The sequence below is a fragment of the Streptomyces sp. Ag109_G2-15 genome (assembly GCF_900215565.1).
Taxonomy (GTDB): domain Bacteria; phylum Actinomycetota; class Actinomycetes; order Streptomycetales; family Streptomycetaceae; genus Streptomyces; species Streptomyces diastatochromogenes.
Genome location: NZ_OCNI01000001.1, coordinates 2,412,107 through 2,433,846 on the forward strand (window position 1 = coordinate 2,412,107; position 21,740 = coordinate 2,433,846).

General features: G+C 73.0%; 21 protein-coding genes. 11 read left to right on the forward strand and 10 right to left on the reverse strand.

Annotation, left to right across the window (positions count from 1 at the left end):
* Genes nadC through CRP49_RS10585 form a run of 4 tightly spaced genes read right to left on the reverse strand, consistent with a single transcriptional unit; the run spans window position 1 to window position 4,653 of the window.
* Window positions 1–978, reverse strand: a complete 978-nt coding sequence (gene nadC, locus CRP49_RS10570; RefSeq protein WP_097253143.1) for a carboxylating nicotinate-nucleotide diphosphorylase — start codon at window positions 976–978, stop codon at window positions 1–3.
* Entirely contained in the window at window positions 975–2,702 is a 1,728-nt protein-coding gene (locus tag CRP49_RS10575; protein ID WP_097253144.1) for an L-aspartate oxidase, read from the reverse strand. The genes nadC and CRP49_RS10575 overlap by 4 nt, the downstream gene beginning before the upstream one ends.
* A complete protein-coding gene (gene panC / locus CRP49_RS10580) occupies window positions 2,699–3,700 on the reverse strand; it encodes a pantoate--beta-alanine ligase (RefSeq protein ID WP_097253145.1) in 1,002 nt (333 codons plus the stop codon). Before panC ends, CRP49_RS10575 begins: the two co-directional genes overlap by 4 nt.
* Entirely contained in the window at window positions 3,700–4,653 is a 954-nt protein-coding gene (locus tag CRP49_RS10585) for a Rossmann-like and DUF2520 domain-containing protein (RefSeq protein WP_097253146.1), read from the reverse strand. Before CRP49_RS10585 ends, panC begins: the two co-directional genes overlap by 1 nt.
* Window positions 4,654–4,825: 172 nt before the next feature.
* Between CRP49_RS10585 and CRP49_RS10590 the strand changes: the two genes are divergently transcribed.
* Window positions 4,826–5,998, forward strand: a complete 1,173-nt coding sequence (locus CRP49_RS10590; protein ID WP_179851572.1) for a low specificity L-threonine aldolase — start codon at window positions 4,826–4,828, stop codon at window positions 5,996–5,998.
* A gap of 13 nt (window positions 5,999–6,011) precedes the next feature.
* Here CRP49_RS10590 and CRP49_RS10595 read toward each other — a convergent pair whose 3' ends face one another.
* Complete coding sequence (locus CRP49_RS10595) at window positions 6,012–6,218, reverse strand: hypothetical protein (RefSeq protein WP_097253148.1); 207 nt, start codon at window positions 6,216–6,218, stop codon at window positions 6,012–6,014.
* Between the two features lie 162 nt (window positions 6,219–6,380).
* On the opposite strand from CRP49_RS10595, the gene CRP49_RS10600 reads away from it, so the two are divergent.
* On the forward strand, window positions 6,381–7,484 hold the full coding sequence (locus tag CRP49_RS10600) for a DUF5937 family protein (protein WP_097253149.1): 1,104 nt from the start codon (window positions 6,381–6,383) through the stop codon (window positions 7,482–7,484).
* Between the two features lie 27 nt (window positions 7,485–7,511).
* On the opposite strand, the gene CRP49_RS10605 is transcribed toward CRP49_RS10600, so the two are convergent.
* Both CRP49_RS10605 and CRP49_RS10610 read right to left on the reverse strand, forming a co-directional pair.
* Window positions 7,512–8,183, reverse strand: coding sequence for a response regulator transcription factor (locus tag CRP49_RS10605; RefSeq protein WP_097253150.1), 672 nt, complete (start codon window positions 8,181–8,183; stop codon window positions 7,512–7,514).
* A 74-nt stretch (window positions 8,184–8,257) separates the two neighbouring features.
* The gene (locus CRP49_RS10610) at window positions 8,258–9,463 is read right to left on the reverse strand and encodes a sensor histidine kinase (protein ID WP_097253151.1); all 1,206 of its coding nucleotides are present in this window, start codon (window positions 9,461–9,463) and stop codon (window positions 8,258–8,260) included.
* Between the two features lie 118 nt (window positions 9,464–9,581).
* Between CRP49_RS10610 and CRP49_RS10615 the strand changes: the two genes are divergently transcribed.
* The gene (locus tag CRP49_RS10615; protein ID WP_179851573.1) at window positions 9,582–10,670 is read left to right on the forward strand and encodes an SAM-dependent methyltransferase; all 1,089 of its coding nucleotides are present in this window, start codon (window positions 9,582–9,584) and stop codon (window positions 10,668–10,670) included.
* Between the two features lie 10 nt (window positions 10,671–10,680).
* Here CRP49_RS10615 and CRP49_RS10620 read toward each other — a convergent pair whose 3' ends face one another.
* Window positions 10,681–11,829, reverse strand: a complete 1,149-nt coding sequence (locus CRP49_RS10620; protein WP_097253152.1) for an NADH-quinone oxidoreductase subunit D — start codon at window positions 11,827–11,829, stop codon at window positions 10,681–10,683.
* A 31-nt stretch (window positions 11,830–11,860) separates the two neighbouring features.
* Between CRP49_RS10620 and CRP49_RS10625 the strand changes: the two genes are divergently transcribed.
* Window positions 11,861–12,364 carry a PH domain-containing protein gene (locus CRP49_RS10625; RefSeq protein ID WP_097253153.1) on the forward strand — a complete coding sequence of 168 codons (504 nt, stop codon included), beginning with the start codon at window positions 11,861–11,863 and terminating at the stop codon, window positions 12,362–12,364.
* Window positions 12,349–13,686 (forward strand): PH domain-containing protein, encoded by a 1,338-nt coding sequence (locus CRP49_RS10630; RefSeq protein ID WP_097257292.1) that lies wholly within the window; start codon window positions 12,349–12,351, stop codon window positions 13,684–13,686. Before CRP49_RS10625 ends, CRP49_RS10630 begins: the two co-directional genes overlap by 16 nt.
* Before the next feature lie 60 nt (window positions 13,687–13,746).
* Here the strand turns inward: CRP49_RS10630 and CRP49_RS10635 are convergent, their stop codons facing one another.
* Window positions 13,747–15,159, reverse strand: a complete 1,413-nt coding sequence (locus CRP49_RS10635) for a hypothetical protein (RefSeq protein WP_097253154.1) — start codon at window positions 15,157–15,159, stop codon at window positions 13,747–13,749.
* Window positions 15,160–15,256: 97 nt separating this feature from the next.
* The gene (locus CRP49_RS10640; protein WP_097253155.1) at window positions 15,257–16,384 is read right to left on the reverse strand and encodes an esterase family protein; all 1,128 of its coding nucleotides are present in this window, start codon (window positions 16,382–16,384) and stop codon (window positions 15,257–15,259) included.
* 226 nt (window positions 16,385–16,610) lie between these two features.
* Here CRP49_RS10640 and CRP49_RS10645 point away from each other — a divergent pair, with 226 nt between their 5' ends.
* The 6 genes from CRP49_RS10645 (at window position 16,611) to CRP49_RS10670 (ending at window position 21,722) form a co-directional block, all read left to right on the forward strand.
* A complete protein-coding gene (locus CRP49_RS10645) occupies window positions 16,611–18,425 on the forward strand; it encodes a phosphatidylglycerol lysyltransferase domain-containing protein (RefSeq protein ID WP_097253156.1) in 1,815 nt (604 codons plus the stop codon).
* A 136-nt stretch (window positions 18,426–18,561) separates the two neighbouring features.
* Complete coding sequence (gene folP, locus CRP49_RS10650) at window positions 18,562–19,422, forward strand: dihydropteroate synthase (RefSeq protein ID WP_097253157.1); 861 nt, start codon at window positions 18,562–18,564, stop codon at window positions 19,420–19,422.
* Entirely contained in the window at window positions 19,419–19,958 is a 540-nt protein-coding gene (locus tag CRP49_RS10655; protein ID WP_097253158.1) for a nuclear transport factor 2 family protein, read from the forward strand. Before folP ends, CRP49_RS10655 begins: the two co-directional genes overlap by 4 nt.
* A gap of 249 nt (window positions 19,959–20,207) precedes the next feature.
* A complete protein-coding gene (gene folB / locus CRP49_RS10660) occupies window positions 20,208–20,567 on the forward strand; it encodes a dihydroneopterin aldolase (RefSeq protein WP_094218326.1) in 360 nt (119 codons plus the stop codon).
* Window positions 20,564–21,175: a 2-amino-4-hydroxy-6-hydroxymethyldihydropteridine diphosphokinase gene (gene folK / locus CRP49_RS10665; RefSeq protein WP_097253159.1), complete on the forward strand. Its 612-nt coding sequence runs from the start codon at window positions 20,564–20,566 to the stop codon at window positions 21,173–21,175. Before folB ends, folK begins: the two co-directional genes overlap by 4 nt.
* A gap of 58 nt (window positions 21,176–21,233) precedes the next feature.
* Window positions 21,234–21,722 (forward strand): DUF3180 domain-containing protein, encoded by a 489-nt coding sequence (locus CRP49_RS10670; protein WP_097253160.1) that lies wholly within the window; start codon window positions 21,234–21,236, stop codon window positions 21,720–21,722.
* Window positions 21,723–21,740: the final 18 nt, after the last annotated feature.

The window sequence follows — 21,740 nt, forward strand, 5'->3', positions numbered from 1 at the left end:
TTACTCCGCCTCGCGCAGGTCGAGGCCGATGTCGAGGATCGGCGAGGAGTGGGTGAGGGCGCCCACGGCCAGGAAGTCCACGCCGGTGTCGGCGTACATGCGCGCGGTGTCGAGGGTGAGCCGCCCGGAGGCCTCGAGCAGGGCTCGCCCGCCGACGATCCCGACGGCCTCGGCGCACTCGTCGGGCGTGAAGTTGTCCAGCAGGATCAGGTCGGCGCCCGCGTCCACGACCTCACGCAGCTGGTGCAGGGTGTCGACCTCGACCTCGATCGGCACCTCCGGGAAGGCCTCCCGTACGGCCTTGAAGGCCTGTGCGACGCCGCCGGCGGCCACCACGTGGTTGTCCTTCACCAGGGCGGCGTCGGAGAGCGACATCCGGTGGTTGACGCCCCCGCCGCAGCGCACCGCGAACTTCTCCAGCGAACGCAGCCCGGGCGTGGTCTTTCGGGTGTCGCGCACGCGCGCCGTGGTGCCCTCCAGCACGTCCGCCCACGCGCGCGTGGCGGTCGCGATGCCGGACAGGCGGCACATGAGGTTGAGGGCGCTGCGCTCGGCGGTGAGCAGGTCACGTGTGCGCGTGGTGACCGACAGCAGCTTCTGCCCCGCCTCGACGCGGTCGCCGTCCTCGACGTGCCGCTCGACCTCGAACTCGTCCGTGCAGACCACGGAGAGCACGGCCTCGGCGACCCTGAGGCCCGCCACCACGCCCGCCTCGCGCGCGGTGAAGTCGCCGGTGGCGACCGCATCCTCGGGGATGGTCGCGACGGTCGTCACGTCCACGCCGCCGGCCAGGTCCTCCTGGATGGCGACGTTGGCGATGTCCTCGACCTCGATGGGGTCGAGTCCGGCAGCGGCCAGCATCTCGGCGAGCGCGGGGTCGAGCCCGCTCTCCAGGTACTCCTCGTCACCCTCGGCGCCGCAGGCGCAGCCGTCACCACAGCCGCCGGTCGAGGCGAGGGGAAGGTCGTCGGTGCTCACTTGTTCTGCTCCTGAGGGCGCTGGTGTTGCCGGGTCGGGGGGAAGTCTGCGGTGTCCGTGGTGCGTACGGCCAGCGACCGGTCGGGATTGAGCCGTACGACGATGTGGCGCCGCCAGTTCGTGTCGTCGCGCTCGGCGCGGTCCTCGCGCCAGTGGCAGCCACGGGTCTCCTCGCGCAGCCGCGCGGCGGCGACCAGGACGCGGGCCACACACAGGAGGTTGGTCGACTCCCAGGTGTCGACGCCCGGCTCGGCGGTCTTGCCGTTCTCCTCCAGGGCGTCGCGGGCCTCGGTGTGCAACCGCTGGAGCTGGTCCGCGGCCTTCTCCAGCGAGTCCGCCGAGCGGAGCACGCCCGCGCCCTCGGTCATGATCCGCTGGATGGCGAACCGGGCCTCGGGGGCGAGCAGCGGGTACGCGGGCTTCTCCGGGTCCGGGACCGGTTCGGGCACGCGCGCGTGGAGGCCGTTTGCGGCGTGGACCGAGGCGATGTCGGCGGCGATGCGCTCGGCGTAGACGAGGCCTTCGAGGAGGGAGTTGGAGGCGAGCCGGTTGGCGCCGTGCACGCCGGTGCAGGCGACCTCGCCGCACGCGTACAGGCCGGGGACGGTCGTCCGCCCCTGTGCGTCGGTGCGGACGCCTCCGGAGGCGTAGTGGGCGGCCGGGGCGATCGGGATGGGCTCGGTGACCGGGTCGATGCCGTTGGCGCGGCAGGCGGCCAGGATGGTCGGGAAGCGGTGCTCCCACATGTCGGCGCCGAAGTGCCGGGCGTCGAGGAACATGTGCTCGGCGTCCTGCTCCTGCATCCGCCGCATGATGCCCTTGGCGACGATGTCCCGGGGCGCCAGCTCGGCCAGCTCGTGCTGGCCGACCATGAAGCGCACCCCGTCCGCGTCGACCAGGTGGGCGCCCTCGCCGCGCACCGCCTCGGAGACGAGCGGCTGCTGGCCCTCGGCGTCCGGGCCGAGGAAGAGCACGGTCGGGTGGAACTGGACGAACTCGAGGTCGCCGATCTCCGCGCCCGCGCGGAGCGCCAGCGCCACGCCGTCGCCGGTGGACACGGACGGGTTGGTGGTCGCGGAGAACACCTGGCCCATGCCGCCGGTGGCGAGGACGACCGCGGGGGCGTGCACGGCGCCCACGCCGTCGTGCTGACCCTCGCCCATCACGTGCAGGGAGACGCCCGCGGTGCGGCCGTCGGCGTCCGTGAGCAGGTCCAGGACCAGCGCGTTCTCGATCATGCGCACCCCGCGCGCGCGTGCCGCCTCCACGAGCGCCCGGGAGACCTCCGCGCCGGTCGCGTCCCCGCCCGCGTGCACGATACGGCGCCGGTGGTGGCCGCCCTCGCGGGTGAGCTGGATGTCGCCCTCGTCGTCGGTGTCGAAGTGAGCGCCGGTGGAGATCAGCCGCCGTACCGCGCCGGGGCCCTCGGTGACGAGGATCCGTACGGCCTCCTCGTCGCACAGGCCCGCGCCCGCCACCAGGGTGTCCTCGAGATGCTGCTCGGGGGTGTCGCCCTCACCCAGGGCGGCGGCGATGCCGCCCTGCGCCCAGCGCGTGGAGCCGTCGTCCAGCCGGGCCTTGGTGACGACGACGGTCGTCAGGCCCGCGGCCTCGCAGCGCAGGGCGGCGGTCAGGCCGGCCACTCCCGAGCCGACGACGACCACGTCCGCGGAGATGGACCACCCGGGGGCGGGTGCGTGCAGTCGTATGCCTGTGCTGGTCACGAGGCGGCTCCGAGGGATCCGAAGGTGAGAGGGAGGTTGTCGATCAGCCGGGTCGTGCCGACCCGGGCGGCCACCGCGAGGACGGCCTCGCCGGTGAAGTCGTGGCCGATCTCGGTGAAGTCGGACGGGTCCACCAGGGCGAGGTAGTCCAGCCGGAGCGGCGGGTCGAGGCGGGCGGCCTCGTCCAGGGCCTGGCGGGCGGCCGCGCGGACGGCCGCCGGGCCGCCGGGCGCGGCCGTGGCCACGGCGTGCGCGTCGGCCGCCGCGCGGGACTCTCCTATGGCGCTCAGCGCCTCGGCACGCGCGTGCGTGGAGGGCACTTCGCGGGCCCGCGCGCGCAGTGCCTCCTGCGCGGCGTGCCGGTCGCGGCCGGCGAACAGCGCGCGGGACAGGGCAAGTGCGGTACGGCGCTCGTCGGGCGAGAGGTAGCGGTTGCGGCTGGACAGGGCGAGCCCGTCCTCCTCGCGCACGGTCGGTACGGCGACGACCTCGACGCCGAAGTTCAGGTCCCGCGCCATGCGCCGGATCAGGGCCAGCTGCTGGGCGTCCTTCTGCCCGAACAGGGCCACGTCGGGGCGGGTGAGGTGCAGCAGCTTGGCCACGACGGTGAGCACGCCGTCGAAGTGCCCGGGCCGCGAGGCGCCCTCCAGGCGTTCGCCCATCGGGCCCGCGGAGATGCGCACCTGGGGTTCGCCGCCCGGGTACACCTCGTCCACGGAGGGCGCGAACACGGCGTCGGCGCCCGCCTGCTCGGCGAGCTTCAGGTCGGCTTCGAGGGTGCGCGGGTAGCGGTCCAGGTCCTCGCCGGCGCCGAACTGCAGCGGGTTGACGAAGACGGTGACGACGACCTCGCCGTCCCGGCCGGCGATCTCGCGCGCGGTGCGGATCAGCGTGGCGTGGCCCTCGTGCAGGGCGCCCATGGTCATCACGACGGCACGGCGGCCGTGGCGCACGCGCGCGTGCAGCTCTTCGGCGGTGCTCAGCAGGGCGGTGGTCATCAGGCGTTCCCCTCGGTGCTGTTCGTCCCGGTGGTGCCGTTCGTGCCGGTGGATCCGTCGGCCAGCACGCCGAGCAGGTCCTCGGCGAGTTCCGGCTTCAGCAGGCCGTGGGCGAGGGCCCGGTCGGCGGTCGCGCGGGCCATCGCGAGATAGCCCGCGACGGTCTGCGGGGCGTGCCTGCGCAACTCGGTGACGTGCGCGGCGACCGTGCCGGCGTCCCCGCGCGCGACGGGTCCGGTGAGGGCCGCGTCGCCGGAGCGCAGGGCGTTGTCCAGGGCGGCGCCGAGGAGCGGGCCGAGCATCCGGTCGGGGGCCTCGACGCCCGCCGTGCGCAGCAGCTCCATGGACTGGGCGACCAGGGTCACCAGGTGGTTGGCGCCGAGGGCGAGGGCCGCGTGGTAGAGCGGGCGGTTCTCCTCGCTGATCCACTCGGGCTCGCCGCCCATCTCGATGACCAGGGCCTCGGCGGCCAGGCGCAGCTCCTCGGGCGCGGTGACGCCGAAGGAGCAGCCCGCCAGGCGCTGGACGTCCACCGGGGTGCCGGTGAAGGTCATCGCCGGGTGCAGCGCCAGGGGCAGCGCGCCCGCGCGCAGGGCGGGGTCGAGGACCTTCGCGCCGTACCGCCCGGAGGTGTGCACGAGCAGCTGTCCCGGCCGTACGGCGCCGGTCTCGACGAGGCCGGCGACCAGGCCGGGCAGGGCGTCGTCGGGGACGGTGAGCAGGACCAGGTCGGCGCGCTGGAGGACCTCGGCGGGCGGTACCAGCGGCACGTCGGGGAGCATTGTCTCGGCGCGCCTGCGGGAGGCTTCGGAGACCGCGGAGACGGCCACCGGGCGGTGCCCGGCGAGCTGGAGGGACGCGGCCAGGGCGGGGCCCACGCGTCCGGCGCCGACGACGCCGACGGTGAGCCGCGCGGGGCGGTCCTTGAGGTCTGGCTGGTGGTCTGTACTCACGCGACGGCGGCCTTCCCGTTCCAGTCCGCTCTGGGTACCGGACGATTTCTCGTCATGTTAACGCTATCGGGTTGAACGGCGGCCGGTTGTCCACAGGCTGTGGGTTTCGCCACGCTCCGGCCGCGGGGAAATTCCGCTGCCTCGCGCGACCGTGCGGGGCATCATCCACGGCATGACTGATGCGACTGAGCAGGGCGAAGAGCGGACGGCGCAGGAGCAGTTGCGGGAGCGGCGCGCGACCGCCTACCGGAAGGCCACGCGCGTCCTCGCGCGCGTGGGCCTGCGCGCCTCGATCCGCGAACGGCTCGCGCTGCTCCAGGAGGCGGCGCCCGAGGTGTACGACCTGGACGAACCGGTGGACGTGTACGGCGACCGGATCGTCGCGACGCTGGAGGAGCGGGTCGCCGCCCTGCTGGGCACGGAGGCCGCCGCGTTCTTCCCGACCGGCACGATGGCCCAGCAGGTGGCCCTGCGCTGCTGGGCGGCCCGTACCGGCAACGGCACGGTGGCCCTGCACGGGCTCGCCCACCCCGAGGTGCATGAACGCAACGCGTTCCGCGAGGTCAGCGGCCTGCGCACGGTGCGCGTGACCGAGGAGCCCCGGCTGCCCACGGCCGCGGAGATACGTGACTTCGAGGAGCCCTTCGGGGCGTTGATGCTGGAGCTGCCGCTCAGGGACGCCGGTTTCGTGCTGCCCTCCTGGCAGGAGCTGACGGACGTCGTGGAGGCGGCGCGGGAGCGGGACGCGGTAGTGCACTTCGACGGCGCGCGCCTGTGGGAGTCGACCGTCCGCTTCGGACGCCCCCTGCACGAGATCGCGGACCTGGCGGACAGCGTCTACGTGTCGTTCTACAAGTCCCTCGACGGCTTCGGCGGCGCCGCGCTGGCCGGCCCGAAGACCCTGGTCGAGGAGGCGAAGACGTGGCGGCACCGCTACGGCGGGATGATCTTCCAGCAGTTCCCGACCGCGCTGGCGGCACTCGTCGGCCTGGAGCGGGAGCTGCCCCGCCTGCCGGAATACGTGCGCCACGCGCGCGTGGTGGCCGCCGCGCTGCGCGAGGGGTTCACCCGGGCCGGGGTGCCCTGGGCGCGCGTGCACCCCGAGGAGCCGCACACCCACCAGTTCCAGGTCTGGCTGCCGTACGACACCGACGTGCTGCTGGAGGCGGCCGTGCGCCAGGCCGAGGAGACCGGGACCTACCTCTTCGTGGGGCCCTGGGATACCAAGGGGCCGGGACTGTCCTCGATCGAGGTGACCGTGACCGCCGCCGGCCTGGAGTGGGCGGCGGACGACGTGCGGGCGGCGGTCGCGGACTTCGCGGCGCTCCTGCCGGAGCGGGCGTAGCTACAGCGCGCAGCTACAGCGCGCGGGGGCGCAGCCAGCGCTCCAGGACGTGCCGCAGCCGCCCGCGGGCCGGGCGCTCGGCGAGGACCGCGCGAAAGCGCCGGTAGTCGCGCAGCTCGCGCATCAGGTCGAGGTCGTGGCGGCCCGGCGCGGGCGGTTCGGGCTCGCCGTGTAGGCGGGCGCGGTAGGTGTCGAGGAGGTACTGCTGCGTGATGCTCATGGCGGATCGCCTTCTCGGGACGTGGCTGATCGGTGACTGATCGGGCTCCGCGGCTGCCCCGGTGTCCTCAAGGTTGCTCCTGCTCGGAGCGGATGTCCCGTGGATTGACGGCTGCCGTCAATCCACGGGGCGCTGTCAGTGGCCGGGTGCACCATGGAGGGCATGAGCGTGACCATCGACATCGCCGGACTGACGCCGGAGCGGGTATCCGTCGTGCCCTCCCCGCTGGCGGAGCTGGGGATGGCGCTGCACGCGCTCAGCGAGCCCGGCCACCACCCGCAGCTGCAGGGCTGGGCGACCGCCGTGTCGACCCGGCTGGACCCGGGCCTGGCCGACCGGCTGTGCGAGGCGGACTTCCTGTGGCGCACGACGTTCTCCGACGTCTTCGCCCCGTTCGCCGGGATCCCCGGCGGGCGCGCGCAACCGGGTGCCACGCTCACCGAGGAACTGGACCAGCTGGACCAGCTGACGGACGAGCAGTTCGTCCACGCGGCCCTGGAGTTCACCTGCCAGCTGCGCTACGACATCGCCGAGCCCGGCCCGCTCGACGATCCGGTGCTGCGCCGGCGCTCCCTGGAGCTGGCCGCCGCGCGCGGTGCCGTCCAAGAGCGGTTCACCCTGCGGCTGCTGGACGACCCGCCGGCCGTCCGCTCCTGGTTCCGGCAGCTCGTGCTCGACTGCGACGAGGCCTTCTTCGCCGACACCTGGGCCCGGCTCCAGCCCCAGCTCGCGGCGGACGCCCGGCACAAGACCGAACTGCTGCGCCGCAAGGGCCTCGGCGAGGCCCTCGCCTCGCTCTCCGGTGCCGTCTCGCTGGACGAGGAGGCCGGGCTCATCACGGTCGACAAGCTCCTGGTGGGGCGGACGGCCATCGGCGGCGGCGGCCTGGTCCTGGTGCCGACCAGCCTCGGCTGGCCCCATGTGATGGTCCTGCACCGGTACGGCTGGCAGCCCACGATCACCTATCCCGCCAGCGGCTCCCACCCGCAGGTGCCGTCCGTCGAGCAGCTCACGCGCCGCCTGGAGGCGCTGGCCCACCCGGTGCGGATGCGGCTGTGCCGCCATCTGGCCCGCGCCCAGCACACCACGAGCGAACTGGCGGACGCGCACGGCATGTCCGCCCCCGAGATATCCCGGCACCTGGCGGTGCTGAAGAAGGCGGGCCTGATCACGAGCGGCCGCCGCGGCCGGTACGTCCAGCACCAGCTGGACCTGTCCGCGGTGGCCCGCCTGGGCAGCGACTTCATCGAGGGCGTCCTGCGCTGAGGCGCCGGGGCCCGCGGTGGTCCGGCGTCAGCCGTGGCCGCCCGCCCGCACCAGTCCGGTCTCGTACGCCAGCACCACCACCTGCACCCGGTCGCGCAGGCCGAGCTTGGTCAGGATGCGGCCCACATGGGTCTTCACCGTCGCCTCGGACAGCACCAGCCGGGCCGCGATCTCGCCGTTCGACAGACCCTGCGCGACCAGCACCATGACCTCGCGCTCCCGGTCGGTGAGCCGCTCCAGCTCCTTGTGCTGGGGCTCCCGGCCGGCGGAGGGCAGCATCGGCGCGAACCGGTCCAGCAGGCGCCGGGTGGTGGAGGGCGCCACCACCGCGTCGCCGCTGTGCACGGAGCGGATGGCCGCCAGCAGCTCGCCGGGCGGCACGTCCTTGAGCATGAAGCCGGAGGCGCCCGCCTTCAGCCCGGAGAAGGCGTACTCGTCCAGGTCGAAGGTGGTCAGGATGAGCACCTTCGGCGGGTTCGGCTCCTGGCAGATGCGGCGGGTGGCCTCCACGCCGTCCAGCTTCGGCATGCGGACGTCCATCAGGACGACGTCGACGGCGGTGGACCGCACCACCTGAAGGGCCTCGACCCCGTCACCCGCCTCCGCGACGACCTCCATGTCCGGCTGGGCGGCGAGCACCATCCGGAACCCGGTGCGCAGCAGCACCTGGTCGTCGACGAGCATCACGCGGATCGTCATCGGGTCCTCTTCCGTTGGCTCTGGGGGTTGCTCTGGGGGGCGTGACAGGTGTCAACAGGGGGCGTGCGGCGGCGTCAGTGCGCCGGTTTGAGCGGGAGCAGCACGCTGATGCGGAATCCTCCGCCCGGGCGCGGCCCGGCGTCCAGCGTGCCGCCGACCATGCCGACCCGCTCGCGCATGCCGATCAGGCCGTGCCCCTGACCGTCGGCGCCGCCCTCCTCGTACAGCTCGTGCGGGGCGCCCTTGCCGTCGTCCTCGACGAGCAGGCCGAGCCCGTCGTCGAAGTACACCAGCCGCACGCTCGCGCCCGCGTTGGGCCCGCCGTGCTTGCGGGTGTTGGTGAGCGCCTCCTGCACGATGCGGTACGCGGTCAGCTCCACCCCGCTGGGCAGCGGGCGCGGGGTGCCCTCGACCTTGAAGTCGACGGGCAGACCGGAACTGCGGCACTGCTCGATGAGGTCGTCGATCTGCTCGACGTCCGGCTGAGGGACGTACTCCCCGCTCTCCTGGTGCTCGCCGGTGCGCAGCACGCCGAGCAGGCGGCGCATCTCGGCGAGGGCCTGACGGCCGGTGGAGGAGATCGTCTCCAGGGCCTTCTTCGCCTGGTCGGGGGCGGCGTCCAGGACGTAGGCGGCGCCGTCGGCCTGGACCACCATCACCGACACGTTGTGCGCGACGACGTCGTGCAGCTCGCGCGCGATCCGGGCGCGCTCGGCGGCGACCGCCACCTTCGCCTGCGCCTCGCGCTCCTTCTCCAGCCGGGCGGCGCGCTCCTCCAGCTGGGCGAAGTAGGCCCGGCGGGTGCGCATGGAGTCGCCCAGCACCCAGGCCAGGGCGAACGGCACGGTCTGGAACACCCCGATCGCCAGCTGGCCCAGCGCGCTGGACTGGTGGTCCGGCCAGCGGATCTGCGCCAGGGCGGCTGCGGACAGGCTGACGATGAGCGCGACCCGGGAGGCCCAGCGCGCGCCGACCGCGGCGACCGTGTAGGTGATCACCAGCATGGCGAAGTCGGCCGCGGTCGTCTCGATGTCCAGCACCAGCTGGGCCAGCCCGGTCGCGAGAGCCAGCAGGAGCATCGGCTCCGGGTAGCGACGGCGCAGCGCCACGACGACGCACAGGACGGCGGACACCGCCCACCCGCCGCCCATCGGCATGTGGTGGTCGGGCACGCGGCTCTGACTCACCACGCTCACGCCGGAAAGCCCGAACAGGACGACGGCCCAGAAGCTGTCGACCCACGTCGGGTGCCTGCGGAGGAAGTCATAGAGGCGCTGCACGTAACCCAGAGTAGGGAAACGAGATGCGTGCAGGGGTCAACCGGAGGGTCGATCCGCACGGGGCACGCGTACTCCGCAAGGTGGATGCCGTGATCACCTGTGCGCCTAGTCTGTCCCGGTGACGGATGAGGCGACGGCGGAGAGCATCCGCGAGGGACGCGGCTGGCGGGAGGCGACCCAGGAGGCGCTCTACGGCCCGGAGGGCTTCTACCGGCGGCCCGAGGGCCCGGCCGGTCACTTCCGTACCTCCGTGCACGCGTCCGCGCTGTTCGCGGGCGCCGTGGCCCGGCTGCTGTGCCGGGTCGACGAGGCGCTCGGACGGCCGCCGACGCTGGACTTCGTCGACATGGGCGCCGGTCGCGGGGAGCTGGTGACCGGCGTGCTCGCCGCGCTGCCGGCCGATGTGGCCGCCCGCGCGCGCGGGTACGCCGTCGAGATCGCGGGCCGTCCGGCGGGCCTGGACGACCGGATCACCTGGCTGAGCGAGCCCCCGGACGCGATCACCGGGCTGCTGTTCGCCAACGAGTGGCTGGACAACGTGCCCGTGGACGTCGCCGAGGTGGACCCGGCAGGCGTACCCCGGCTGGTGCTCGTCGCGGCGGACGGCACCGAGCGGCTCGGGGAGCCGGTGTCGGGCGCGGGCGCGGACTGGCTGGCACGATGGTGGCCGCTGCCGGGCGAGGAGGGGCTGCGCGCGGAGATCGGGCTGCCCAGGGACCTGGCGTGGGCGGCCGCGGTGGACCGGGTGGTGCGGGGGCTCGCGGTGGCCGTGGACTACGCGCACACCGCGGACGCGCGCCCCCCGTTCGGGACGCTCACCGGCTTCCGGGAGGGGCGCGAGACGACGCCCGTGCCGGACGGGTCGTGCGACATCACGGCACACGTAGCACTGGACGCGTGCGCGGCGGCGTGCACATCGCTCCGCACGACAGCTCGCACGGCGCACACGCCCCTCGATACGGCGCGCACGCCCTCCGATACAGCGCGCACACTCCCTGCCGCGCGCCTGCTCACGCAACGCGCCGCCCTGCGCGCCCTCGATCTCACCGGCGCACGCCCCCCGCTCGCGCTGGCCTCTACGGACCCCTCGGCCTACGTACGCGCCCTCGCGAGCGCCGGCGAGGCCGCCGAGCTCACCGCCCCGGGCGGCCTCGGCGACTTCGGCTGGCTGCTCCAGCCAGTTGGAATCCCGGACCCACTCCCCTAGGGCCTGCGGCTCACTTGTCGATGTCCCCGACCACGAAGAACATCGACCCCAGGATCGCCACCATGTCCGCCACCAGCGTCCCGGGCAGCAACTCGGTCAGCGCCTGGATGTTGTTGTAGGACGCGGAGCGCAGCTTCAGCCGGTACGGGGTCTTCTCGCCCTTGCTGACCAGGTAGTAGCCGTTGATGCCGAGCGGGTTCTCGGTCCACGCGTAGGTGTGCCCCTCGGGCGCCTTCAGCACCTTGGGCAGCCGCTGGTTGATCGGCCCGGGAGGCAGCTCGGCGACCCGGTCCAGGCAGGCGTCGGCGAGGTCGAGCGCGTTGTGGGTCTGCTCCAGGAGCACCTCGAAGCGGGCGAGGCAGTCGCCCTCGCTCCGGGTGACGACCTTCAGCGTGTCCTGGAGGTCGCCGTAGGCCAGGTACGGCTCGTCGCGGCGCAGATCGAAGTCGACGCCCGAGGCGCGCGCGATGGGCCCGCTCACGCCATAGGCGTGCACGGTCTCCGGCGCGAGCTTCCCCACGCCCCGCGTCCGCCCCCGGAAGATCTCGTTGCCGAGCACCAGGTCGTCGAAGACGTCCATACGGGAGCGCACGGCGGCGACGGCGGCACGCGCGCGTGCCGTCCATCCGGCCGGCAGGTCCTCCTTGAGGCCGCCGACGCGGTTGAACATGTAGTGCATGCGCCCGCCGGAGACCTCCTCCATGACGTTCTGGAGCACCTCGCGCTCCCGGAACGCGTAGAAGACCGGCGTGATCCCGCCCAGCTCCAGCGGGTACGACCCGAGGAACATCAGGTGGTTCAGCACCCGGTTCAGCTCGGCGAGCAGCGTGCGCGTCCACACCGCGCGCTCAGGCACCTCCATGCCGAGCATCCGCTCCACGGCGAGGACCACGCCCAGCTCGTTCGAGAACGCCGACAGCCAGTCGTGGCGGTTGGCGAGCATGATGATCTGCCGGTAGTCGCGCGCCTCGAAGAGCTTCTCCGCGCCCCGGTGCATGTAGCCGATCACCGGCTCCGCATGGACGATGCGCTCCCCGTCCAGCACGAGCTTGAGCCGCAGCACGCCGTGCGTGGACGGATGCTGGGGGCCGATGTTGAGCACCATGTCAGTGCTCTCGGCGGCGCCGCCGATGCCGACCGTGGTCTCCGTCGCAGTCATGGACCCAGTTTCCCCTACGTACGCTTGCTCCATGGAAACGGGGATCCCGGAGGAGACCGGGCTGGCGGGGCACGAGCCGGTGTGGCGGATGCTGCCGCCCGGCCTGCTGCGCATGCGCCGGCTGCTGCTGGCGGTGTGGACGGGCGTGCTCGCCCTCGCGGCGGGGCTGCTGCCCGGCCTGCTCGCGGGATGGGTCTGGGCCGCCTTCGCGCTGCTCCCCCTGGCCCTGGCCGCGTGGGGCTGGCGGCTGCTGGGCCGCAACTGGCGCTCCTGGCGGTACGCCGAGCGCGCCGACGACCTGCTGATCAGCCGCGGTGTCCTGTGGCGCGAGGAGACCGTGGTGCCGTACGGGCGGATGCAGCTGGTGGAGGTCACCTCGGGCCCCGTGGAGCGCTGGTTCGGGCTGGCGAGCGTGCAGCTGCACACCGCGGCCGCGGCGACCGACGCGACCATCCCGGGTCTGGACCCGGCCGAGGCGGAGAGGCTGCGCGACCGGCTCACCGAGCTGGGCGAGGCCCGATCGGCGGGCCTGTGACCACATCGGACCTGGACGGCGTACCGGCGCGCCCGCCCGTCGCCGAACGACGGCTGCACCCCGTCACGCCCTTCCGGCGGGCGTGGGCGCCGGTCGCCGTACTCGCCGGCTGGGCCGGGCACGACCCGAACGGCGCGCAGGAGCAGCTGCAGCGGCTGACCTCCACGATGCTGCTCATCGGGCTCGCCGTGCTGGTCCCGGCGGCCGGCCTCTACGGCTTCCTGTCCTGGTGGTTCACGCACTTCGCGGTCACCGACAGCGAACTGCGCATCCGTACCGGGCTGCTGTTCCGGCGCACCGCGCACATCCGGCTGGAGCGCATCCAGGCGGTCGACGTCACGCGTCCGCTCCTCGCGCGCGTGGCGGGTGTCGCCAAGCTGCGGATAGACGTCGTCGGGGCCGACAAGAAGGACGAACTCGCCTTCCTGGGCGAGCAGGAGGCGCGCGCCCTGCGCGCGGAGCTGCTCGCGCGCGCAGCGGGTTTCGCACCCGAGACAGCGCAAGAAGTGGGCGAGGCGCCGGCGCACGAGCTGTTGCACGTGCCCCCGCGCGAGCTGGCGCTCTCCCTCGTGCTGACGGGCGCCACCTGGGGCTCCCTGACCGCCGCGCTCGTCGTACCGCCCGTGCTGTGGCTCGCCACCCACAGCGTGTGGACGGTCCTCGCCGCCGCCCTGCCGCTGCTCGGTGCGGCGGGCGCGAGCAGTGCGGGGCGGTTCGTCGCCGAGTACGACTGGACGGTGGGCGAGTCGCCGGACGGGCTGCGCATCGACCACGGGCTGCTCGACCGCGCGCACGAGACGGTGCCGCCGGGGCGGGTGCAGACCGTGCGGATCGTGGAGCCGCTGCTGTGGCGACGGCGCGGCTGGGTGCGAGTGGAGCTGGACGTGGCCGGGTCCGACAACTCCGTGCTGGTGCCGGTCGCCCCGCGCGCGGTGGCCGAGTCGGTCATAGCGCGCATACTGCCCGGCGTGACCGTACCGGCGTCGCTGTCCCGCCCGCCCCGGCGGGCCGGGTGGCGCGTGCCGGTGTGGTGGCGCGGGCACGGCCTCGCGGTCACCGAAGCGGTGTTCGCCGCCCGGCACGGCCTGCTGCGCCGCCGCCTGTCGCTGGTCCCGCACGCCAAGGTGCAGAGCGTACGGCTCACCCAGGGGCCCTGGGAGCGGCTGTGGCGGCTCGCCGACGTCCATGTGGACACCGGGGCCGACAAGACCGTCACGGCCCGTCTGCGGGACGCCGAGGAGGCCGCGCGGCTGCTGCGCGCCCAGGCGGAGCGATCCCGCACCGGCCGCAGGGACGCCCGCCCCGACCGCTGGATGACGTGAGCCCGGCCCACCCCTCGCGGGTGAACCGGGCTCGGTGCCTGGCGGGTGCCTGCCGCGGGCTCAGGAGGCCGCGGTGCGCAGCCCCTGGAGGTCGATCTGCTCCGTCTCGTCGTGCGCGGTCAGGTCGATGACCTGACCGGCACCGCGCGACTCCTCGTCGGCGGGCTTGAACTCGGCCTCCGCCTCGGCCTTGTGCAGCGCGAGGGCCTCCTGGCCGACGACATCGGCGAGGTCCTCGTTCTGCACGGACTCCAGCGCGGCGGAAGCCGTCTGCTTCTGGGTGCCGAAGAAGTCGAACCCGCCCTCGATCGCCGGTCGCCGCACGGGCGTGGCCGGTACGACGGCCACCGCGGTCGGCACCGTGAAGTGACCGGCGGGCTGCTGCCCCGCGGACTTGGCGGGCTGGTCCTGCGTCGAAGAGGTGGCGGCCGCGCGCGTGTGCCCACCGGCCGCCTCGGACTTCCCCTGCGCCTCGCCCTCCTGCGCGGGCTGCTTCTGCGCGGACTGCTTGTGCGCACCGTCACCCGAGGCTTCGACGGACCCGACCTTCGCGGCCTCGGCCTTCTGGGATCCGGCCTTCGGGGACTCGGCCTCGCGGGACGCGGACGTGAGGGGCTCGGACCTGACCGGCTCGGCCTTGGCGGACCCAGTCTTGGTGGACTCGACCTTGGTGGACTCGACCTTGGCGGCCTCGGGCCTGACCGGCTCGGCCTCGACGGACCCGGCCTTGGAAGACTCAACCTTGGCGGACTCAGCCTGAGCGGACTCAACCTCGCCGGACCCAGCCTTGGCCGACTCACTCTTGCCTGACGCCCCATCACGGTCGAGCCGGGACAGCGCCACCGCGGCCTGCAGGAACAGCTGGGCGCCCTCGACGGAGAACACCGGACCGCCCTTCGGCTTCTCCTCGGCAGCCTCGGCGGACCCGGCCGTCTCGGCGGCCTCCGGCTCGGCGACTTCGGCCGCCTCCGGCTCGCCGCTGCGCGCAGGCGGCAGCGCCGGCGCGCCGGACGGCACGGCCGCCTCGATCTCCAGCAGCCGGCGCCCCTCCAGGGCGCTCGCGCGCTCGGTCTCCGCCGTGGCGTACCGGCGCAGCAGGGCCGCGTGCTCGTTGCGCAGCCCGGCCAGCTCCGCGCGCTTGGCGCGCAGCCGCTGTTCGAGCTTGGTGCGCAGCTCGCGCGACTCCTCCAGGTCGGTCTCCAGTTCGGCGACCCGCTCGTCGTAGCGCCATTCGTCGCTGACACGCGCGCGCGTGAGGTCGGCGACGTGCTTGCCCGCCTGGGAGTCCCAGCGGCGCATCACGACGGCGCCGACGACAGCGGTCGCCGCGGCGGCCGCGGCGAGCGTGCGCAACACCGTGACCTCGGAGAACACCCAGGGACCCAGCGCGCAGACGACGGAGACGCCGGCGATCGCCGACGGAGGCAACAGCCGGTGCAGAGGCGGTGAATGGCGGTGGCGTCCACGTGGCATGGCCAGAAACTTACCGCGCGTAGGCGAATCGTGGACCCCCGCCCCGTAAAAACACAGCCACACCGGAGGCTTCACCCGGCATCGGGCACCCGTCGGCTCAGCGGTCGCTGAGCCGCCCGCTGAGCCACTGCAGCGTCGGCGGGATCTCCCGGCGCCAGGTGTTGAAGTTGTGCCCGCCGCTGTCCAGGATGATCGACGAGATCCGGGTCAGGTTCGTGGCCTGCACACCCTCTATGAACTTGAGGGTGTCCTTGTAGTTGTGTTCGCCGATCCTGCTGCTGGTGACGAGCAGTGAGGTGTCGGGCGCCGGCTCGTGCTTGAGGAGCCACCACAGGTCGGCACGATTCTGCAGATTCCTGTCACCTTGGAAGAGGTCACCGGTCGTGGGGTCGATCGGCGCCTTGTAGTAGGGCGAGAGACCGGCGGCGGCCGCGTAGACGCTGGGGTTGTGCATGGCGAGCTTCAGCGCGCAGTAGCCGCCGGTTGAGTCGCCGACGATGCCCCAGCTGCCGGGCCGCTTGCCCACCCTGTAGTGCGCGAGTACGGCCTCGGGCAGGTCCTTGGCGAAGAAGGTCTCGCTCTGCGGCCCGCCCGGGACGTCCACGCATTCGGTGTCGCGCGGCGGCGCCACGGTCGGCCGCAGCATGACCAGGATCATCGGCTGCATCCGCCCGTCCTTGGCCAGCTCCTGCGCCGTACGCGGGTAGTGCAGTTTGTCCACCAGCGCCTGGGCCGTACCGGGGTAGCCGGTCAGTACGACGGCCGCGGGGAACGTACGCGTGCGGTACTGCGGCTGGAAGTACTCGGGCGGCAGATAGACGTACGCCGGTGTGGCGATGTGGGTCTTACGGCCCACGATGTCCACCTTCTGGACCTGTCCTGCCGTCTGCGGGCGCGAGCCCTTCACGCCCTGGACCAGGGACGTGGAGAGCACCTGCAACGGGCCGCCCGTACCGGAGTTGGCCGTGTGGTTGATCACGACACCCTGGTCGGTCTCCCGGCCGAACAGGTCCGCCCAGCTGGCGTAGAACCCGAAGGCCTGGTTGGCGGCGATCCCCAGGGAGGTGAAGAGGGCGAGCTGGGTGGCGAGGAGCAGGCCGACACGCCCGCTGACGGCACGCCAGCTCCGCCGGGCGAGCCGCGGCCACAGCCACACCGTTGCGACGAACAGCGCTGCGGCGAACATGACCGCAAGCGCCAGCACCTTGTTGCTCGTGAGACCCATGGGCTGTTCCTGCCTGCGCTTTCTGCCCTTGGCCCGCCCAGCATCGTTGCGAAGGCTTGCCCGGGGCTTTCCTTGGCCTTTGACCCGACTTTCCGGAGGGGAGTGAACCTCTCTCCCCGAGACACCGTCCTAGAGGGCGCAATGTCGCCGGATGCCCCGATCGGCACCGGGTTCAAGGTCTCTCGCAGAACTACGGGATGCGATGTCTGTCAGGATAGATGGGGAAATGTCGGGCGGGGTTCCGGGCCGATCAAGCCGGGCGCGGCGCATACTGCGCGGCCCGCGCCCCGAGGCCGTCCCCGCTCTGGTCGCCAGGGCGTGCGCCCTCGTGGGCGTGCTGGACATTGCCGCGGGCGTGTTCCCGCGCTTCCGTCACAGCCGGATGCACACCCTGGCCGAGGTACTGCCCGGCTCCTTCGGGCCCTTCGCCGCTGCGCTCTCGCTCAGCGCCGGCGTGCTCCTGCTTCTGCTCGCGCACGGGCTCAAACGGCGCAAGCGCCGGGCCTGGCGCGCCGCGGTCGCGCTGCTGCCGGCCGGCGCCGCCGCCGAGTTCGTGTACCGGCACTCGCTCATCGGGATGCTCATCTCGCTGGCGCTGCTCGTACCGCTGCTGCGCCACCGCGACGAGTTCGCGGCCCTGCCCGACCCGCGCAGCCGCTGGCGCGCACTCGCCAACTTCGTCCTCATGGCCGCCGGTTCCCTCGCCCTCGGGCTGGTCATCGTCAGCGTCCACCCGAACCGCATGATGGGCGACCCGAGCCTGGCCGACCGCCTGACGCACGTCGTCTACGGCCTGTTCGGCTTCGAGGGCCCCCTGGACTACGACGGCAACACCTCCTGGACGGTCGCCTTCTCCCTCGGCGCCCTCGGCTGGCTGACCGCGGTCACCACCATCTACCTGGCCTTCCGTCCCGAGCACCCGGCCGCCCGCCTCACCGAGGAGGACGAGGCCCGGCTGCGCGCCCTGCTGGACAAGCACGGCGGCCGCGACTCCCTCGGCCACTTCGCGCTGCGCCGCGACAAGGCGGTCGTCTTCTCGCCCAGCGGCAAGGCGGCGGTCACCTACCGGGTCGTCTCCGGCGTGATGCTCGCCAGCGGCGACCCGATCGGCGACGTCGAGGCCTGGCCCGGCGCCATCGAACGCTTCATGGACGAGGCCAAGGCCCACTCCTGGACCCCGGCCGTCATGGGCTGCTCGGAGACGGGCGGCGAGGTGTGGACCCGCGAGACCGGCCTGGACGCCCTGGAACTGGGCGACGAGGCGGTGGTCGACGTGGCGGATTTCTCGCTCGCCGGACGCGCGATGCGCAACGTGCGCCAGATGGTCAAGCGCATCGAGCGGGCCGGCTACGAAACCCGGGTGCGGCGCATCCGTGACCTCGGCGAGGCCGAGCTGGAGCGCATCCGCCGGGCGGCGGAGGACTGGCGCGGCACCGACACCGAGCGCGGCTTCTCCATGGCGCTCGGCCGCATCGGCGACCCCACCGACGGCGACTGCCTGATCGCCACCGCCCACAAGCAGGACGACGAGCCCGGCGAGTACGGCGACCTCAAGGCGATCCTGCACTTCGTGCCCTGGGGCGAGGACGGCGCCTCCCTGGACCTCATGCGCCGCGACCGCACCGCCGACCCCGGCATGAACGAACTGCTGATCGTCGCCGCCCTGCAGGCCGCCCCCAAGTTCGACATCGCGCGGGTCTCGCTGAACTTCGCGATGTTCCGCTCCGCCCTCGCGCGCGGGGAGAAGATCGGCGCCGGTCCGGTGCTGCGCGCCTGGCGCGGACTGCTGGTGTTCCTCTCGCGCTGGTTCCAGATCGAGTCGCTGTACAAGTTCAACGCCAAGTTCCAGCCCCGCTGGGAGCCGCGCTTCGTCGTCTACCGCGCCTCCGCCGACCTGCCCCGCATCGGCTTCGCCGCCATGCAGGCGGAGGGCTTCGTCAATCTCGCCCTGCCGCTCCCGCGCTTCCTGCGCCGGCGCAGGGCGGCCGCCGAGCGCCCCTGCGCGCACTCGGTCGCGGAACGCGACGTCCGAGCCGCCTGACCCCGGCTCTGCCCACCCGCAGAGCCCGGCCCGGCGCCCGACCGGCCCGGGCGGAAGCCCCACCCCCTCCAGCACCGGGGGCTTCCGCCCGGGCCGCCGCGCGTTGAGGGCACCCCCCTGGGCCTACGCTGAACGTATGAACAACCTCAGCGGGCGCGGCCGAGTGACAGGCCTTCCGGCATGGGACCGGTGTGCGGTCATGGGGGTCGTGAACGTGACCCCCGATTCCTTCTCCGACGGCGGCCGCTGGTTCGACACGACCGCCGCCGTCAAGCACGGCCTTGACCTGGTCGCCGAGGGCGCGGACCTGGTGGACGTCGGCGGCGAGTCCACCCGCCCCGGCGCCACCCGCGTCGACGAGGCGGAGGAACTCCGGCGCGTCATCCCCGTCGTGCGCGGCCTCGCCTCCGAAGGCGTGGTCGTCTCCGTCGACACCATGCGCGCCTCCGTCGCCGAACAGGCCCTCGCCGCCGGCGCCGCCCTCGTCAACGACGTCAGCGGCGGCCTCGCCGACCCCGCGATGATCCCCGTGGTCGCCGCCACGGGCGCCCCCTTCGTCGTCATGCACTGGCGCGGCTTCCTCCAGGGCGGCAACGTCGAGGGCGTGTACGAGGACGTCGTCGCCGAAGTCATGGACGAACTGCACGCGCGCGTGGAGGCCGTTCTCGAGGGCGGCGTCGCCCCCGACCGCATCGTCGTCGACCCCGGCCTCGGCTTCTCCAAGGAGGGCGAACACGACCTCACCCTCCTCGCCCACCTCGACCGCCTGCACGCCCTCGGCCACCCGCTGCTCGTCGCCGCCTCCCGCAAGCGGTTCCTCGGCCGCGTCCTCGCCGGCCCGGAGGCCGCGCCCCCGCCGGCCCGCGAGCGCGACGCTGCCACGGCCGCCGTCTCCGCGCTCGCGGCGCACGCCGGCGCATGGGCGGTGCGTGTGCACGAGGTACGCGCTACCGCGGACGCGGTACGGGTCGCGCGAGCCGTTGAAGGAGCCCGGTGAGCGCCCCCCACACGGACGTCGAACAGGTGGAGGCCGCCAACACCGCCTTCTACGAGGCGATGGAGCGCGGCGACTTCGAGGAACTGTCCTCGCTCTGGCTCACGCCCTCCGACCTGGGCGTCGACGAGGAGTACCACGACCCGGCGGACACCGGCGTGATCTCCTGCGTCCACCCCGGCTGGCCGGTGCTCACCGGCCGCTCCGAGGTCCTCAGGTCGTACGCGCTGATCATGGCGAACACCGACTACATCCAGTTCTTCCTCACCGACGTGCACGTCTCCGTCACGGGTAACACGGCCCTCGTGACCTGTACCGAGAACATCCTCAGCGGCGGCCCCGCCCCCGAGGACGGCGCGGAACTCGGCCCCCTGGTCGGTCAGCTCGTCGTCGCCACGAACGTGTTCCGGCGCACCCCCGCCGGCTGGAAGCTCTGGTCGCACCACGCCTCCCCCGTGCTCGCCGAAACCGACGAGGAGGAAGAAAACGACCAGAACGGAACGAACGGCATGGATCCGGATGAAAACCCTCTCGGGTGACCGGGTACGCACCCCACACGGACCAAGAAGTGGTTGGAATCACCTACCCGGGGGTATGTGCGGCTACCGGCCCATGACGCGGCCGGGTTCCCCAGGGGAAACACACGGTGAAGCCTCCGGGTGCCCGCCCGGGCACGCGCCCTCGTCACCCGGCTGTGTCGGCGCCCGCAGGTAGATTCGTCAGAGGCCGGTGTGCCGCCCGCACGCGACACCGACCGGCCGTTCCCGACGATTGCAGGAGTGATTCGCGTGGATCGTGTCGCGCTGCGCGGCCTGAAGGCCCGCGGGCACCACGGTGTGTTCCCCAAGGAGCGCGAGGAGGGCCAGACCTTCATCGTGGACCTCGTCCTTGGCCTGGACACCCGGCCGGCCGCGGCCGACGACGACCTGGCGAAGACCGTGCACTACGGCATCGTGGCCGAAGAGGTCGTGGCCGTGGTCGAGGGCGAGCCGGTGAACCTCATCGAGACTCTCGCCGAGCGGATCGCCCAGACCTGCCTGAAGCACGAAGGAGTCCAGGAGGTCGAGGTCCGCGTCCACAAGCCGGACGCCCCGATCACCGTCCCCTTCGACGACGTGACCGTCACCATCACCCGGAGCCGAGTATGACCCGACCTTTCGCCCAGGGTCACAGCGACCCGACCGTCCAGCCGGTGCCCGCGTCGGTCGTCGAGCAGGTGGACGCCGCCGACACGACACTGAGCAACCCGAAATGGGCCGTGATCTCCATCGGCTCCAACCTCGGCAACCGCCTGGAGACCCTCCAGGGAGCCGTGGACGCCCTGGAGGACACCCCCGGCGTCCGCGTGAAGGCCGTGTCGCCGGTCTACGAGACGGAACCCTGGGGCGTCGAGCCGGGCAGCCAGCCCTCCTACTTCAACGCCGTCGTCGTCCTGAAGACCACCCTGCCCCCGTCCTCCCTGCTGGAGCGGGCCCACGCCGTCGAGGAGGCCTTCAACCGGGTCCGTGACGAGCGCTGGGGACCGCGCACCCTGGACGTCGACATCGTCGCCTACGCGGACGTCACCTCCGACGACCCGCGGCTCACCCTCCCCCACCCGCGCGCCCACGAGCGCGCCTTCGTGCTCGCGCCCTGGCACGACATCGACCCGCAGGCCCAGCTGCCCGGCCGGGGCACGGTGGCCGAACTCCTGTCGGCCGTCACGCGCAACGGCATCGAGGCCCGCAAGGACCTGGAACTCCGACTGCCCGAGTAGTCGTTAAGGTCAAGACGACCACAGTCCGGGACCGGTCCGGGGGAGCTGAAGGGACACCGTGAGAGAGCTGCGTATCAGGGTGCTGGCCGGCGTGTTCGTCGTGGCCGGCGTCCTGTCCTGGGCGGGCGCCCGCCTCTGGAACTCGATCGGGACACTCCCCAGCGTCCCCCTGGCCGCCCCCATCGTCCTCGCCCTGATCGCGGTGGTCCTGCTCGCCACGGCGTTCTCGTTGCGCGCCCGCTTCAAGGCCCAGCGCGAGCGCCGCCCCGGAGCCAAGGGCGTCGACCCCCTGATGGCCGCCCGAGCGGTCGTCTTCGGCCAGGCCAGCGCCCTGGTGGCCGCCCTGGTCGCCGGTATGTACGGCGGCACGGGCGTCTTCCTGCTGGAACTTCTCGACCTCCCCGCCCGCCGCGACCAGGCCTTCTACGCCGGCTTCTCGGTCCTGGCCGGCATCGGCGTGATAGCGGCGGCCCTGTTCCTGGAGCGCGTCTGCAAGCTCCCCGAGGACGAGGACCAAAACCACACGGGCGCGGAGCCGGCGGCCTGACCACCGGCTCCGGAGGGG